The following is a 14643-nucleotide window of genomic DNA, read 5'->3' on the forward strand; positions in this document are numbered from 1 at the left end:
GAAGCGGCTCACCCGCGGGCTGTCGCCTGTGGGACGAGTGGGGAGTCCTGTGTAGGACGGACGACCCCTCCGTTCCGTTCCGTGCCCCGACGGCACCTCCGTCACTCGGGCACCCCCAGCGCACGGGCGAGGACAGGCCACGAGGCCGTGAACTCCGGCTTCCAATGCGCCCAGTCGTGCCCGCCTCCTCCGTAGAAGTGCGTGGTGGCCGGCAACCCCATGAGGGCCAGGGTGCGGGCGAAGCCCTGGGCCGAGGGCCACAGGGCGCTCTCCAGGATCCCGGGCAGCGGATCACCGCCGCCGCCCACCCCGCTGCCCTGCGACACGTACAGAGCGGTGCCGCGCAGCCCGGTGGCGCGGGCGCGCGGGTTGAAGTCCCGCCAGGTCAGGAGGTTGAAGACCGGATTTCCCCAGAGGGACGCGGCCGGCAGGTTCTCGCGGGCCACGATCGCGTCCATGATGGCGGGAACACCCGGGGCCGTGGTGTCGAGGATGCCGCTGTAGGAGGCCGCCGCGGTGAACGCCCCGGGATGACGGGCCGCGTGGGCCATGGCCCCGTATCCGCCGGTGGACACCCCCGCGACCGCCCGTACGCCGGAGGCCCGGTAGTCCCGGGCGAGCAGGGCCGGCACCTCCTTCAGCTGGAACGTCTCGTAGTCGGGGCCGCCGCGCCAGACGCTCGGGATGCCGGTGGGGCCCGCGTCCGGCATCGCCACGATCAGGTCGCGGCCGGCGGTGAACGCCTCGATGTCCGTCTCCCGGGTCCACGAGGTGTAGTCGTCGTGCGCGCCGTGCAGCAGGTACAGCACCGGGTACCTCTTCTCCGGGCGCGTGCCGAAGTCCGACGGCAGGATCAGCCGGACCGGCGCGCTGCGGCCGAGCGCCGCGGAGGGCACGGACACGTCCAGCGTGCGCGGCCCGAGCCGGGTGGCCGCCCGGGCCGGGGCCGTGCCGGCCGCGGCGCCGAACAGGGCGGCGAGACCGGCGGCGGCCGTCGCTCTGGCGACGGTGCGCCGGGACACTCCGGCGGCGGGCTGCTGCGGCAGGTGGGGCATGACGGCTCCTCGGGTTCCAGGTCAGGGGGCCGGATCGGCGAGTGTCCGGCTCAGATGGGCGGCGATCTCGCCGACGTGCGGCGGATCGAGCAGCGACAGATGGTGACCGGCCACCGGCACCACCTGGAGACGTGGGCACACCTCGTCCCAGCCCAGCGCCGGGTCGTCCCGCTCGTACGCGGGGTCGCGCACGGTGTGCGGCGCGGGTTCGGTGGCGCGGTAGAGGACCACCGGCCCGTCGTGGGGGGCGGGGCTGTGCGACTCGCCGATGCCCATGTCCAGGTAGGAGGACCGCTGGTGCTCCAGCGCCGCGGGCGGAACGTCGGCGGCCTCCCGCAGGGCGCGCAGCACGGCGTCGATACGGGTCGCGTCGTCGTCCATCGCCACGAGCGCGTCGTACGGCAACTCCAGTCGCACGCCGTAGGCGTCGGCGACATGGCGGGCGAAGCCCTCGAAGTGCGCCCGGATCCGGTCGGACCGCGTCGACCCCGGGCGGGGGAGGGGCCGTACGGAGTCGATGAGCACGACCAGCCGCACCTCCCGCCCGGCGGCGGTCAGCTGCCGGGCGGTCTCCTGGGCGACGAAGCCGCCGAAGGACCAACCGCCCAGCAGCACGGGGCCGTCGGGGCGGACGGTGTTGATCGCCTCTGCGTAGCGCCGAGCCTTCTCGGGCACGGTCCCGGCTTCCTCGATCCGCTCCAGCCCGTACACCGGCTGGTCGTCGCCGAGGAGTTCGGTCAGCGTGCGGTAGACGCTGACCGGGCCACCGGCGGCGTGGGCGAGGAACAGCGGGGGCCGCGAGCCGGTGGCGCGCAGTGGTCGCACCGGGGTGTCGTCCCGGGGGAGGGCGCGTTCGACCCGGGTGGCGGCGTCCTCGACGGTGACGGCGGCGAACAGCTCACGCAGGGGCAGTTCGATGCCGAACTCGCGCTCCACGGCCGTGCGGACCCGGACCGCCATCAGCGAGTCCAGGCCGAGGTCCGCCCACGCGGTGCCCGGGGTGATCCGGGCAGGGGAGTGGCCGGTGACGGCGGCGATGTGGTGGGTCAGGCGGGCCAGGACCGAGGAGGGCCCGGTCGCCGAGGCGGGAGGTTCCTCCGGCAGCGGCTCCATGCGGGCGGCCCGGCCGTCCGTCCACCAGTGCCGTACGTGCCGCCACCGGGGCAGCGGCAGGTCGACGACCCGCCCCGGCGGCACGGGCAGTCGCTGTCCCGCCGCGTACAGGGCGCCCAGTTGCCCGGCGAACGCCTCCGACCCGTCGGCGTCCCGGCGCAGTGTGGCCAGGGCGAGGGCGCCCGGCACGGTGTCGGCGACGGCTCCCGTCAGCACGGGGTGGGGGGAGATCTCGACGAAGGCCGTGTGGCCGTCGGCCGCGGCCGACGCCAGCGCCCGGTCCAGCCGCACGGGCCTGCGCAGGTTGGCCGCCCAGTGCGCGGCGTCGAAGAGGCAGTCCCCGCGCGGGTCGTCGAGGACCGTGGAGTAGACCGGGACGTGCGGCCGCCGCCCCCGGATGCCGGACAGCGCGTTCACCAGCTCCGGCAACAGCTCGTCCACCTGCGGCGAGTGCCCGGCGCCGACGACCCGCATGGCCCTCGCCGCCCGGCCCTGCCCCTCCAGCCGGCGCACGAGCCCCGCCACCGCGGCCTCGTCACCCGTGACGACCTTGTGCCGCGGGGAGGAGTGCACGGCGACATGCACCTCCGGGAAGTCCCGTGCCAGCGCGTCCAGTTCGGAGTCGTCCAGGTCCACCACGGCCATCGCACCGCCCCGCAGACCGCTCAGCAGCCGGGCCCGTACGGCGATGACGCGCGCCCCGTCCGCCACGTCCAGCGCGCCCGCGCACACGGCCGCCGCCACCTCGCCCATGGAGTGGCCGATCACGCCGGAGGGCTCGACACCGTGGGAACGCCACAACTCGGCGAGTGCCAGCTGAAGGCCGAACAGCACCGGTTGGGCGACCTCCAGACGGTCCAGACCATCGCCCGAGGACAGATGGTCGTACAGGGACAGCCCGCACTCGGGGGCGAGCTGCGGGTCGAGCTTCTCGACGGCGGCGGCGAACGCGGGCTCCTCGGCCAGCAACCGGCGCCCCATGCCGGGCCACTGACTGCCGTACCCGGAGAAGATCCACACCGGGCCGCGCCCCACGCGGTCGCGGTCCCCGGTCGTCACCCGTGGGTCCGGGCGCCCGGAGGCCAACGCGTCCAGCGCGTCGGCCAGTTCGTCCCGGTCACGGGCGACCACGGCGGCACGCACGGGCCCTCGTCCCGTACGGCCGGCCAGGGTCCGGGCCACGTCGGCGGGGTGCGCGGCGCCGTCCCGCAGCCGGCCGGCGAGCCTGCCCGCGGTGTCACGGAGGCGCTCGCCGTCGAGGTCGGAGAGCAGGTGCAGACGGGCGGCCGGTTCCCCGGCCGGTCGTACCGGGACCAGGCCGGGCGGTCCTTCCTCCAGCACCACATGGGCGTTGGTGCCGCCGAAACCGAACCCGGAGACGCCCGCGACGGCCGTGCCGCCGTAGCGCGGCCAGGGCTCGGGCTCGGTCACCACCCGCAGCCGGGGATCGGTGAGGGAACTGCCCCCCTCGCAGTGCAGGGACGGTGGGATGCCGTCGTGGTGCAGGGCCAGCACGGTCTTCACCAGGCCGGCGATGCCCGCGGCGGACTCCAGATGGCCGAGGTTGCCCTTGGCGGACCCCAGCAGCAGCGGCTGGTCGGGGTCCCGTCCCGCGCCGAGCACCGCGCCGAGCGCACCCGCCTCGATCGGATCGCCCAGCGGTGTGCCCGTGCCGTGCGCCTCCACGTAGTCGACGTGCTCCGCGGTGAGCCCGGCCTGCGCGTACGCCCTTTGCAGCAGCGCCAGTTGGGCGGCCGGGTTGGGTGCCATCAGGCCGTTGGAGCGGCCGTCGGAGTTGACGGCGCTGGCGCGGATGACAGCCAATACGCGGTCGCCGTCCCGCTCGGCGTCGGACAGCCGCTTCAGGATCACCGCCGCACACCCCTCGCCGCGCCCGATGCCGTCGGCCCGCGCCGAGAACGGCTTGCACCGCCCGTCCGGGGCGAGGGCGCCCGCTCGGCGGAAGGCGACCGTGACGACCGGCGACAGCAGCAGGTTGACCCCGGCCGCGATCGCCGTGTCGCTCTCGCCCGTGCGCAGGCTGACGCAGGCGTGGTGCACGGCCACCAGCGAGGAGGAGCAGGCCGTGTCGACGGCCAGGCTCGGCCCCCGGGTGTCCAGGACGTAGGCGAGCCGTCCGGCGGCGACACCGAGCGCGCCCCCGGCCGGGGCCCAGGGGTCGACGGTGGCCGGGTCGGCTCCCGTCAACTGCCCGTACTCCGGTGCGGAGATGCCGACGAACACACCGGTGGCCGTGCCCGCCAGGGACCCGGCCGGCACGGCGGCGTGGTCGAGCGCCTCGTGGACGACCTCCAGCAGGATCCGCTGCTGGGGGTCCATCACCGCGGCCTCGCGCGGGGTGATGCGGAAGAAGTCCGCGTCGAACCCGGCGATGTCGTCCAGATAGCCGCCGTACGGATGGGCGTCGGCGGGCGGGAACGCGGTGAAGTCGCGCCAGCGGTCCTCCGGGACGCTCCGGATCGCGTCGACACCCTCGCTGAGCAGCCGCCAGTAGTCGTCCGGGCCGTGGACACCGCCGGGCAGGCGGCAACCGACCCCGACGACCGCGACCGGTTCGGCCGTCCCGCCCGGAACCGCGGGGCGCGGCACGGGGGCCATCCCGGCACCCGGCGCAGGTGTCTCGCACAGCCGCGCCACCAGGGCCTGACCGGTGGGTGTCTCCCACAGCAGTGTCGCCGGCAGCTCCCGGCCGGTGGCGCGGGACAGCTCGCCGGCCAGGGCGACGGCGTCCCGCGAGGCCATGCCGAGGTCCGCGAGCGGCTGGTCCATCGGGACGTCGTCCGGGGACGTGCCGTTCCAGGCGGCCACCCGCTCCGCGATCAGCCGGCGCAGCGCGGCCTCGTCGGCGGACCTCATACCGCGGCACCCGCCCGGACCTGCCCGCCGTAGGCACCCTCCAGATAGCGGGCGCGGGTCAGCGCCCGGGACACCTTGCCGCTGGAGGTGCGCGGCACCGTGCCCGGCGGCACCACGACGACATCGGCCAGCCGCAGCCCGTGCCGGGCGGACACGGCGCCGCGCACGGCACGCACCAGCGCGGCCACGTCCGCCTCGGCGAGGTGCGCGGTCCGCGCGTGCTCCGCCACGACCACCGCGCACTCGCCACCGGCAGCGCCCGGCACGGCGAAGGCGGCGAGCCGGTCCCGGCGCACCGCCTCGTGCGCCTCCTGCGCCGACGCCTCGACGTCCTGCGGGTAGTGATTGCGCCCGTCGACGATGATCAGGTCCTTCAGCCGTCCCGTGACGACCAGCTGCCCCTCCAGCACCGTCCCCAGATCGCCCGTGCGCAGCCAGCGGCCCGGACCGGCCACGGCGTCCGCGAACTCCGCGCCGAAGACCTCCTCCGAGTCCCGGTTCCAGTAGCCGCGGCCCACGTTCGGCCCCTGCACCCAGATCTCACCGACCTCGCCCTCCGGCAGCGGCACCCGCGTCACCGGGTCGGCGACCCGGACCCGCTGACCCGCCGGCGTGCCGCAACCCGCCAGCAGCACCGCCCGGGGATCGTCGGGTCGCGCGGGCAGGGCCTTTCCGGCCGCCAGGGCGTCGCGGTCGAGCGCGAACCGGCTGAGCGGCTCACCCGGCCGGGCCGCGCACACGAACACCGTGGCCTCGGCCAGTCCGTACGACGGGCAGTGCGTCCCGGGCGGCAGGCCCCGGTCCGCGAAGGCCGCGTGGAAGCGGTCGGCGGTGCCCGGTCGGACCGGCTCACTGCCGTTGATCAACGCCGTCACCCGGTCCAGCCGCAGCGCCTCCTTCTGTTCGGCGGTGACGGTCGCGACGCAGTAGTCGTAGGCGAAGTTGGGCGCGGCGCTCACGGCGTGCGGATGCGCGGTGAGCAGCCGCAGCCACCGCACCGGCTCGTGCAGGAACGCCGCCGGGTCCATCAGCACCGACAGCGCCCCGCGCGCCACCGGGGCCGCGACACTGAGCACCAGCCCCATGTCGTGGTAGAGCGGCAGCCAGCCCACGCTGGTCATCGGGCGGGTGTCGAGGCCGTAGGCGGCCAGGGCCTGGCGGGCGTTGGCGACGACGTTGCCGTGGCTGATCTCCACGCCGGCCGGGGCGCGGGTCGAACCGGAGGTGTACTGGAGGTAGGCGGTCGCCCCGGGGTCCGGGGCGACCGGTTGCCAGTCCCGGCCCGCGTCGTCGGGCACCTCGTCCGCGACGACGATCCTCGGGCGGCCGGACCCGAGAAAGTCCCGCACCTCCGCCCGGGTCCGGCTCGTGGTCACCACCACCGAGGGACGTGCGTCGGCCAGGACACCCGCGAGCCGGTCCGCGTGCCCGGGCAGGCCCGGCGTGTACAGCGGCACGGCGACCAGCCCGGCGGACAGGGCCGCGAGGAACGCCGCCACGTACTCCGTGCCCTGCGGACACAGCAGCGCGACCCGGTCCCCGGGCCCGGCCTCGTCGGCGAGGCGCGCGGCGAGCGCCCGCACCCGCACGTTCAACCGGCGCCAGGTCAGGGTGCGGTGGACTCCGCGCGAGTGCGGCGCCGGGTGCTCGACGAAGGTGAAGGCCCGGCGGTCGGGGGTGGTCTCGGCCCAGTGCCGTACGTACTCGGGCAGCGTGGGGCACGCGGGCGCGAGCGGGGGGCGGCGGCTGTCCATCAGGCGGGGCTCCTCACGGCGCGGATCGGCCTACGGGTCGCAGAAGAAGGGAGGGAGGGGGAGAAGAGGGCGGCTAGAGGGGGATGTTGCCGTGCCGGCGCTCCGGCATCGGGGCGCGTTTGCCGCGCAGTGCGCGCAGGGCGCGGCAGATCTGCTCGCGCGTCTCGCGCGGCGCGATGACGGCGTCGACGTAGCCGCGCTCGGCGGCGAGGTACGGGGTGCCGTGGGTGCGTTCGTATGCGGCGAGGAGGTCGGCGCGCAGCGCCTGGGGGTCGTCGGACGCGGCGAGTTCACGCCGGTGCAGGACACCCACGGCCCCCTCGGCGCCCATGACGGCGATCCGCGCGGTGGGCCAGGCGAGGTTGACGTCGGCGCCCAGGTGCTTGGATCCCATCACCGCGTAGCCGCCGCCGTACGCCTTGCGCACCACGACCGTGACCTTGGGGACGGTGGCCTCGGCGTAGGCGTACAGCAGTTTCGCGCCGCGCCGGATGATCCCGGCCTGCTCCTGCCGCACCCCGGACAGATAGCCGGGCACGTCGGCGAAGGTCAGTAGCGGGATGCCGAACGCGTCGCAGAACCGGACGAACCGCGCGGCCTTCTCGGACGCGTCGATGTCGAGGACCCCGGCGGCGTGCAGCGGCTGGTTGGCGACAACGCCCACCGAACGGCCCTCGACGCGGGCCAGGGCGCAGATGATGTTCGGCGCGAACAGCTCCTGCACCGCCAGCAGTTCACCGTCGTCGACGACCGCGTGCAGGATGTCCCGCATGTCGTAGGCCTCGCCGAGCCGGTCCGGGACGATCTCGTCGAGTCCGTCCCCGGCCGGGGCGGGCCCGGGGGCGTATTCCGGGGGCCGTTCCAGGTTGTTGGCCGGCAGGTACGACAGCAGGTCGCGCACGGTGTCGAGGGCGTCCTCCTCGTCGGCGGCCAGGAAGTGGGCGTTGCCGTTGACCGTGTTGCTGGTGCGGGCGCCGCCCAGTTCCTCGGCGGTGGTGCGCTCGCCCGTGACCGTCTCGATGACGTCGGGGCCGGTGACGAACATGTGCGAGGCGCCGTCCACCATCACCGTGAAGTCGGTGATCGCCGGCGAGTAGGCGGCACCGCCCGCGCACGGACCTAGGACGACGGAGATCTGCGGGATCACCCCCGATGCCTTGACGTTGCGCCGGACCAGTTCGGCGTAGAGCGCGAGGGCGGCGACACCCTCCTGGATCCGGGCACCGCCGGAGTCGTTCAGGCCGATCACCGGGCAGCCCGTCTTCAGGGCCAGCTCCATCAGGGCGACGGTCTTCTCACCGAAGGCCTCGCCCATGCTGCCGCCGAACACGGTGGAGTCCTGGGCGAACACGCACACCGGGCGGCCGTCGACCGTGCCGTACCCGGTGACCACGCCGTCGCCGTAGGGGCGGCGGGCGTCGGGCCCGGCGGGCCGGGCCCGCACGAACAGACCGGTCTCGGTGAAGGAGTCCTTGTCCACCAGCCGTTCGATCCGCTCCCGGGCCGAGAACTCCCCGCGTCTGCGCGGACCGCCCGGAGCCACCGCCCGCTCCCGGCGGTGCTCCAGGCCGGCGACGCGCTCCGCGGTGTCTCCGGGCGGGTGCGTGGCCGTCTCCCCCGGACCGGATGCTGTCACCTCTGTGCTCACAACCACCTCCGAAGTGGTTCTCGAATATGGCAGCGAGGCGGAGGAATGCCCTACGGATCGCCGGTCTGTGTGGGGGAGGTGAGTCCTCGGGCGCGGGGTTTCATCCAGGTGTGACAAGGGGGCCTCCGTGGGCCGGGCGCGATTCAGCGGTCCGAGTGCTGAATGCGTTCTCCTTCTTCTATTGGACCCCCGGCCGCGCGGCGTCCAGGCTGGAGTGCACCATCGCCCGACAGCCGGAAGGGGTCACGAACCCATGCACACCCGCCGCATCGGTGACGTCGAGGTCAGCGCGATCGGCCTGGGCGCGATGCCCATGTCCATCGAAGGACGACCGGACGAGGACCGCTCCCTCGCCACCCTGCACGCCGCTCTCGATGCCGGAGTGACCCTGATCGACACCGCGGACGCGTACCACCGCGACGCCGACGAGGTCGGACACAACGAGACCTTGATCGCCAAGGCCCTCGCCTCACACGACCGCGGCGGCGACGTCCTGGTCGCGACCAAGGGCGGCCACCTCCGTCCCGGGGACGGGAGCTGGACGCTCGACGGCACTCCCCGCCACCTCAAGGCGGCCTGCGAGGATTCCCTGCGCCGGCTCGGCGTCGAGGCCATCGGCCTCTACCAGTTCCACCGCCCCGACCCGCGCGTCCCCTACGCCGAGTCCGTCGGCGCGGTCCGCGACCTGCTGGACGAGGGCAAGATCCGCATGGCCGGCATCTCGAACGCGAACCCCGAGCAGATCCGGCAGGCCGGCGAGATCCTCGGCGGGCGCCTGGTCTCCGTACAGAACCAGTTCTCCCCGGCCTTCCGCTCCAGCGAGCCGGAACTGCGCCTGTGCGACGAACTCGGGATCGCCTTCCTGCCCTGGAGCCCCCTCGGCGGGATCTCGAAGGCGGGTGAACTCGGCTCGGGTCACGCCGCCTTCGCCCGCATCGCCGAGGCGCACGGGGTGAGCCCGCAGCGCGTGTGCCTGGCCTGGATGCTCGCCAAGTCGCCGGTCGTCGTCCCGATCCCGGGCGCGAGCCGGCCCGAGACGATCCGCGACTCGCTCGCCGCCACCGATCTCGTCCTGACGGCGGACGAACTGGCGGAGCTGGACGCCGCCTGAGCAGACCACGAGACCCGGGGACGGCCGCACGCCGCCCCGGGTCTTCTGGTGCACACGACCAAGCACGCGCCCGCCCCGCGCACCGGCAACCCGGGAGGACACCACCGATGGCATCGCCGTGGGAGAGACCGCTCGACCACCGCTGCCGGGGCGAGCACCCGGTCCGCACCCTCGCCTGTCTGTTGCGCGCGGACCGGCGGCGGCTCCTCGCCGCCGTCGCCGTCTTCACCGTCAAGCACAGCCCCGTCTGGCTGCTGCCACTGATCACCGCGTCCATCATCGACACCGTCGTCCAGCACCAGCCGGTCAGCCGCCTGTGGGCCAGCACCGGCCATCCTGTTCATCCTGCTGATCAACTACCCGCTGCACGTGCTGTACGTACGGCTCCTCTACGGCAGCGTCCGCCGCATGGGGACCACCCTGCGCTCCGCCCTGTGCACCCGCATGCAGCAGCTCTCCATCGGCTACCACTCCCGTGTCAGTGCCGGCGTGCTCCAGGCCAAGGGTCGTGCGGGACGTGGAGACGGTCGAGCAGATGGTCCAGCAGACCGCCGAAACCGGCCGCATGAACGGCACCCTGAACCGGCTGCTCACCTCGGGCCTGCGCCTCGACCTCGTCAACGGCCGGTTCGGATCGCTGGCCTGGGTCGTCCTCAACGTCGTCGGCGTGCTGGTCCTGGCCGGTGCGGCACTCCTGTCGTACCACGGCGTGTGGGGCGTCACCGCCGGCGACGTCGTGATGCTCAGCGCCTTCCTGACCACCCTCACCAACTCCACGACAACGTTGGCGGGCCTCGCCCCGGTCATCACCAAGGGCCTGGAGTCCGTCCGTTCGGTGGGCGAGGTCCTCCAGGCCCCCGAACTGGAGGACAACGAGGGCAAGGCCGAACTGACCGCCCTGCGCGGGGCCGTCACCTTCGAGCAGGTCGACTACGCCTACGGGACCGACGGGCGCACCGCCGTACGGGACTTCACCCTCGATGTCGCGCCGGGCGAGACCGTCGCCCTCGTGGGCGCGTCCGGCGCGGGCAAGTCCACCGTCCTCAACCTCGTCATCGGCTTCATCCGGCCCACCTCGGGCCGGCTGCTGCTCGACGGCGCCGACATGAACGCCCTCGACCTGCGCACCTACCGCCGCTTCCTGTCGGTGGTGCCGCAGGAGTCGGTCCTCGTCGACGGCACGATCCGCGAGAACGTCGCCTACGGAATGGACGATGCCGACGAGGAGACGGTACGGGCGGCCCTGCGGCCGGCACTGGTCCGGCTGCTGCACGGGCGCACCACGTTCGTCGTGGCGCACCGGCTGTCCACCGTCCAGGGCGCCGACCGGATCGTGGTGATGGGTGACGGCCGGGTCGAGGAGATCGGCACACACGAGGAGCTCCTGCACCGGGGTGGGGTCTACGCGGCCCTGCACAGCGGTCAGATCGCCTAAGACCGGTCGCATTCGATCACTTCTCGTCAAATCTGACCCAGGTGAGAAAATCGTGTGAATGTTTCCGCGTGGTTCGGGCATACGCAGCGAAAACAGAGAGAGGGGCGCTACGTGCTTGTACCGGACCGGAAGATCGTCAGGGAGTTGCTGACGCGGTACGCGTCGCTGAGGATCGCTCAGTCGGAGAGGCACGTGCCGACGGCGGCACGCGAACTGGAGGACGTCAGCTACACGCTGTGCGTGATGATGGGGACGTCCGACATCAGTGACGCCATCGCGAAGGCCGATGTCCTGCTGCTCACCGAAGAGCGGCGTGACGCCGCCGACGCGGGCGGGGAGAACGGCCTGACGCTGGTCGGCTGACGGATCTGAGGCCCGGCAGGGACCGGGCAGTGCGCCTCGGCGGCCCCTAGGAAGGGGCCGCCGAGGCGTCTCTCCGCCCGTGGAACGCCGTCCGGTAGGCGTACGGCGTGGTGCCCACCACCTTGCGGAACCGCTCCCGGAACGCGGTCGGCGAGCCGAACCCGGCCTGGCGCGCGATCCGTTCGACGGAGTGGTCGGAGCTCTCCAGCAGGTACTGGGCGCGCCGCACCCGCGCCCGCAGCAGCCACTGCAGCGGCGTGGTGCCGGTCTGCTCGCGGAAACGCCGGCTGAAGGTCCGCTCGCTCATCCCCGCCCGTGCGGCCAGCGCACCCAGTGTCACCTCGTGCGCGAGGTTGTCCTCGATCCACTCCAGCAGGGGTTCCAGAGCCGAACCCCGCGGCACCGGCGGATGCTCGTGCACGATGAACTGGGCCTGCCCGCCCTCGCGTTCCAGCGGCATGACCGACATCCGGGCGATGTTGGCGGCGACGGCCGATCCCAGGTCGCGGCGGATCATGTGCAGACACAGATCCAGCGCGGCGGCGGCCCCGGCCGAGGTGAGGATCTGCCCGTTGTCGACGTACAGCACGTCCGGCTCGACCTCGACCCGCGGGAAACGGCGGGCCAGTTCGCCGGCGGCCACCCAGTGCGTGGTGGCGCGCAGGCCGTCCAGCAGCCCCGCCTCCGCCAGGACGAAGGCGCCGACGCACACCGACGCGATCCGGGTCCCGGCCTCGGCCGCCTCCCGCAGGGCCGCCAGCACGCGTGCGGACGGCGGTGCGGCGTCGGGGGAGCAGCCGGGCACGATGACGGTGTCCGCCTCGGCCAGCGCGTCCAGCCCCCGCTCGATCCGCAGGGTGAAGCCGCCGTCCGCGCGCACCTCGGGCGTCTCGGCGCACAGCCGCACCCGGTAGGCGGGCCTCCCGTCCGGCAGATGTGTCCAGGCGAACGTCTGCTGGGGCGCCGCCATGTCGAACGGCACCACGTGATCGAGAACCAGGATCGCCACGGAGTGCATGACCGCCACCCTAGGCGGCTTCCCGCCAACCCCGTGACGTGGGGACAGCGGCGGTCCTGAAGAGATGAGCCAGGTTGGGCGAGGTGGCGAGAACCCGTTGGAAGATGTCGTTCCAGCCCATGGGCGCGTCCGCGGGGGCGTCCTAGCGTGGGCCCGTCGACCGCATTCACGGAAAGAGCCCCGGTGACCAAGATCCTGCTGTCCCTCCATGTCCTGGCCGCCATCGTCGCCGTCGGTCCCGTGACCGTCGCGGCCAGTATGTTCCCGCCCGCCGCGCGACGTTGGACGGCCTCGGACGGCATCGGCACTCCGGCGCTCCTGCACCGCATCTGCCGCGTCTACGCCGGTGTCGGGCTGACCGTCCCGGCCCTGGGGTTCGCCACCGCGGCCGCGATGGGCGTCCTCGGCAGCGGATGGCTCATCACCTCCATCGCCCTGACCGCCGCGGCCGCCGGCGTCCTGGTGGCCTTCGTCCTGCCCCGCCAGGAGGAACTCCTCGACCGGCTGAAGGACGAGCGGGCCCCCGACCACCGGGACACCGTGCAACTCGCCATGTTCACCGGCATCTTCAACCTGCTGTGGGCCACGGTCACCGTCCTGATGATCGTCCGGCCGGGTTCCACGACGGGAGCCTGAGCACGCCCCGCCCCCGCCTGTCACGGATGTCCGGTCTGCGTCAAGTCATCCCAAGGAATTCACACTCCGGGACATCACGCCGCCTACACTCGCAGTCTCGCCCCATCACGGGGCCGACGAGCAGAAAGGCGCGTTGACGGGTGTTCCAGGATTCCCCCATCTACGACCGACTCATCGCGGAGCGCGGCGACGTACCCGCACAGGTGCGCCGCGAGGCCGAACGTGTGAGCAGGGAACTGGAGCTGGTCATGCGGCCCTCACAGTCCCTCGGCTACGACCGTCCGCACTCCGGCTACGACCGTCCGCACTCCCCGGGCACGGGCTGGCAGCGCGCGGGCATGCTCCCCGGCCCGCGCCCGCAGTGAACGACAGGGCGGGCCCGGGACCGCCGGGCCCGGGTGCTCAACGGACCGTGGTGTCGGAACCGTTGACATGGGACGGCTGGACCGGCACCGGCCGGGCCAGCCACTCGGCGATGGTCCGCGCGATCGGCTGACCCGTCTCCACCTCGACGAACCCGAACTGCCCCGACTGGTTGCACTCCAGGAACCACCAGGTCCCGTCGGAGTCCTCCACGAAGTCGAAAGCGCCGTAGGCCAGTCCGGCCTCCCGCAGATAGGACAACACACCGGGCGCGATGCGGGACGGCACGTCGACCGGGAGCCACGGCGAGCCGGGCGCGGCGAACCGCACGTCGACCTCGTCCGGGTCCGCGTCGTCCGCGGTCGCCTTGCGGGCGGCCAGCATCCGCTCGCCCACGACGGTGAGCCGGACGTCGGCCCGCTTGGTGATCCGCCGCTGCAGCAGCGTCGGCCCGAACGCGACGGCCGAGAAGTCCGCGTCCGGCGCGACCCGGCTGGTCGGCACGGCCCGCGGCGGGTCCTGCGGATGCGCGCCCGACACCGGCTTGACCACCAGCTCCGGGTAACGCTCCGCGAACTCGCGGGCGGCGCGCGGGAAGGTCGTGATCAGCGTCGCGGGCACGGGCAGGCCGCATCTCTGGGCGAGACGCAGCTGCCACGGCTTGTGCCGGGCCCGGCGCGCCGCGTCGGGGTCGTTCATCCAGCGCACGCCCGAGCTGCGCAGCATGCCGTAGAGCGCCTGGGCGGCCTCCTCGGTCAGCCACGCGGAAGGCTGGGCCGCCCGCGCGGCCGGGACGCCGGGCCGGCGCACCCACACGGACCGGAGCCCCCCGATGCTCACCAGCCGCCCCCCGGCGGACAGATGCCCGCGGAACCGGCCGTGCACATACTCCCCCGAGAGCGCGACTCCACCGGTCAGATCCGCGGGATCGACCCGGACCACAGGAACCCCCGTCGCGTTCAGGTGTACGACCACCATGTCCGCGGTGACGTCCTCCTCGCAGGTGAGGATCAGTACGGTCATCGTCGGCGGCCCGAGGTCAGTCGTCGAAGTGCGTCTTGGAGCCGGCGGTGGACGTCGTGGTGCCGAACTCTCTCAACAGGGCGAAGTCTGAGGCCGCGACCCGTCCGTCGCGGAGTACGTTCAACTGCAGTCCGGCGTCGTACACGTACGGAATGGCAGCTTCCAACTCCACTGCCGGGCGCGCGTAGTTGAGCGCGAACGGTTGCATCGTCTCTCCCTCGTCGGTACTGCGCCGATCAGGCGAGGG

General features: G+C 73.4%; 11 protein-coding genes and 1 pseudogene. 5 read left to right on the plus strand and 7 right to left on the minus strand.

Annotation, left to right across the window (positions count from 1 at the left end; genetic code table 11):
* Positions 1 to 101: 101 nt before the first annotated feature.
* From BJ965_RS36820 to BJ965_RS36835, 4 genes are all read right to left on the minus strand, one after another.
* The gene (locus tag BJ965_RS36820) at positions 102 to 1055 is read right to left on the minus strand and encodes an alpha/beta hydrolase (protein ID WP_184915751.1); all 954 of its coding nucleotides are present in this window, start codon (positions 1053 to 1055) and stop codon (positions 102 to 104) included.
* A gap of 21 nt (positions 1056 to 1076) precedes the next feature.
* Entirely contained in the window at positions 1077 to 5045 is a 3969-nt protein-coding gene (locus BJ965_RS36825) for a type I polyketide synthase (RefSeq protein WP_184915754.1), read from the minus strand.
* Positions 5042 to 6799, minus strand: coding sequence for a fatty acyl-AMP ligase (locus tag BJ965_RS36830; protein ID WP_184915757.1), 1758 nt, complete (start codon positions 6797 to 6799; stop codon positions 5042 to 5044). The genes BJ965_RS36825 and BJ965_RS36830 overlap by 4 nt, the downstream gene beginning before the upstream one ends.
* A gap of 73 nt (positions 6800 to 6872) precedes the next feature.
* Complete coding sequence (locus BJ965_RS36835; protein ID WP_313667605.1) at positions 6873 to 8435, minus strand: acyl-CoA carboxylase subunit beta; 1563 nt, start codon at positions 8433 to 8435, stop codon at positions 6873 to 6875.
* 265 nt (positions 8436 to 8700) lie between these two features.
* On the opposite strand from BJ965_RS36835, the gene BJ965_RS36840 reads away from it, so the two are divergent.
* The 3 genes and pseudogenes from BJ965_RS36840 (at position 8701) to BJ965_RS36850 (ending at position 11356) form a co-directional block, all read left to right on the plus strand.
* The gene (locus BJ965_RS36840; protein ID WP_184915763.1) at positions 8701 to 9558 is read left to right on the plus strand and encodes an aldo/keto reductase; all 858 of its coding nucleotides are present in this window, start codon (positions 8701 to 8703) and stop codon (positions 9556 to 9558) included.
* Positions 9559 to 9665: 107 nt separating this feature from the next.
* Positions 9666 to 10993, plus strand: a pseudogene (locus tag BJ965_RS36845) (ATP-binding cassette domain-containing protein).
* A 111-nt stretch (positions 10994 to 11104) separates the two neighbouring features.
* Complete coding sequence (locus BJ965_RS36850; RefSeq protein ID WP_030847406.1) at positions 11105 to 11356, plus strand: DUF5133 domain-containing protein; 252 nt, start codon at positions 11105 to 11107, stop codon at positions 11354 to 11356.
* A 46-nt stretch (positions 11357 to 11402) separates the two neighbouring features.
* Here the strand turns inward: BJ965_RS36850 and BJ965_RS36855 are convergent, their stop codons facing one another.
* A complete protein-coding gene (locus tag BJ965_RS36855; RefSeq protein ID WP_184915766.1) occupies positions 11403 to 12374 on the minus strand; it encodes a GlxA family transcriptional regulator in 972 nt (323 codons plus the stop codon).
* Between the two features lie 183 nt (positions 12375 to 12557).
* Between BJ965_RS36855 and BJ965_RS36860 the strand changes: the two genes are divergently transcribed.
* Complete coding sequence (locus BJ965_RS36860; protein WP_184915771.1) at positions 12558 to 13010, plus strand: hypothetical protein; 453 nt, start codon at positions 12558 to 12560, stop codon at positions 13008 to 13010.
* Between the two features lie 140 nt (positions 13011 to 13150).
* Positions 13151 to 13375, plus strand: coding sequence for a hypothetical protein (locus BJ965_RS36865; protein WP_184915774.1), 225 nt, complete (start codon positions 13151 to 13153; stop codon positions 13373 to 13375).
* A 37-nt stretch (positions 13376 to 13412) separates the two neighbouring features.
* Here the strand turns inward: BJ965_RS36865 and tgmB are convergent, their stop codons facing one another.
* Both tgmB and tgmA read right to left on the minus strand, forming a co-directional pair.
* Complete coding sequence (tgmB, locus tag BJ965_RS36870; RefSeq protein ID WP_184915778.1) at positions 13413 to 14396, minus strand: ATP-grasp ribosomal peptide maturase; 984 nt, start codon at positions 14394 to 14396, stop codon at positions 13413 to 13415.
* A gap of 16 nt (positions 14397 to 14412) precedes the next feature.
* Positions 14413 to 14604, minus strand: coding sequence for a putative ATP-grasp-modified RiPP (gene tgmA, locus BJ965_RS36875; protein WP_033312495.1), 192 nt, complete (start codon positions 14602 to 14604; stop codon positions 14413 to 14415).
* Positions 14605 to 14643 lie beyond the last annotated feature (39 nt).

This window comes from Streptomyces luteogriseus (genome assembly GCF_014205055.1).
GTDB classification, from domain to species: Bacteria; Actinomycetota; Actinomycetes; order Streptomycetales; family Streptomycetaceae; genus Streptomyces; species Streptomyces luteogriseus.

What these genes read in the sequence shown, in the direction of transcription:
- tgmB (WP_184915778.1), bottom strand. Translation starts at nt 14,396, where the DNA reads ATGACCGTACTGATCCTCACCTGCGAGGAGGACGTCACCGCGGACATG.
- BJ965_RS36820 (WP_184915751.1), bottom strand. Translation starts at nt 1,055, where the DNA reads ATGCCCCACCTGCCGCAGCAGCCCGCCGCCGGAGTGTCCCGGCGCACC.
- BJ965_RS36855 (WP_184915766.1), bottom strand. Translation starts at nt 12,374, where the DNA reads ATGCACTCCGTGGCGATCCTGGTTCTCGATCACGTGGTGCCGTTCGAC.
- BJ965_RS36825 (WP_184915754.1), bottom strand. Translation starts at nt 5,045, where the DNA reads ATGAGGTCCGCCGACGAGGCCGCGCTGCGCCGGCTGATCGCGGAGCGG.
- tgmA (WP_033312495.1), bottom strand. Translation starts at nt 14,604, where the DNA reads ATGCAACCGTTCGCGCTCAACTACGCGCGCCCGGCAGTGGAGTTGGAA.
- BJ965_RS36830 (WP_184915757.1), bottom strand. Translation starts at nt 6,799, where the DNA reads ATGGACAGCCGCCGCCCCCCGCTCGCGCCCGCGTGCCCCACGCTGCCC.
- BJ965_RS36840 (WP_184915763.1), top strand. Translation starts at nt 8,701, where the DNA reads ATGCACACCCGCCGCATCGGTGACGTCGAGGTCAGCGCGATCGGCCTG.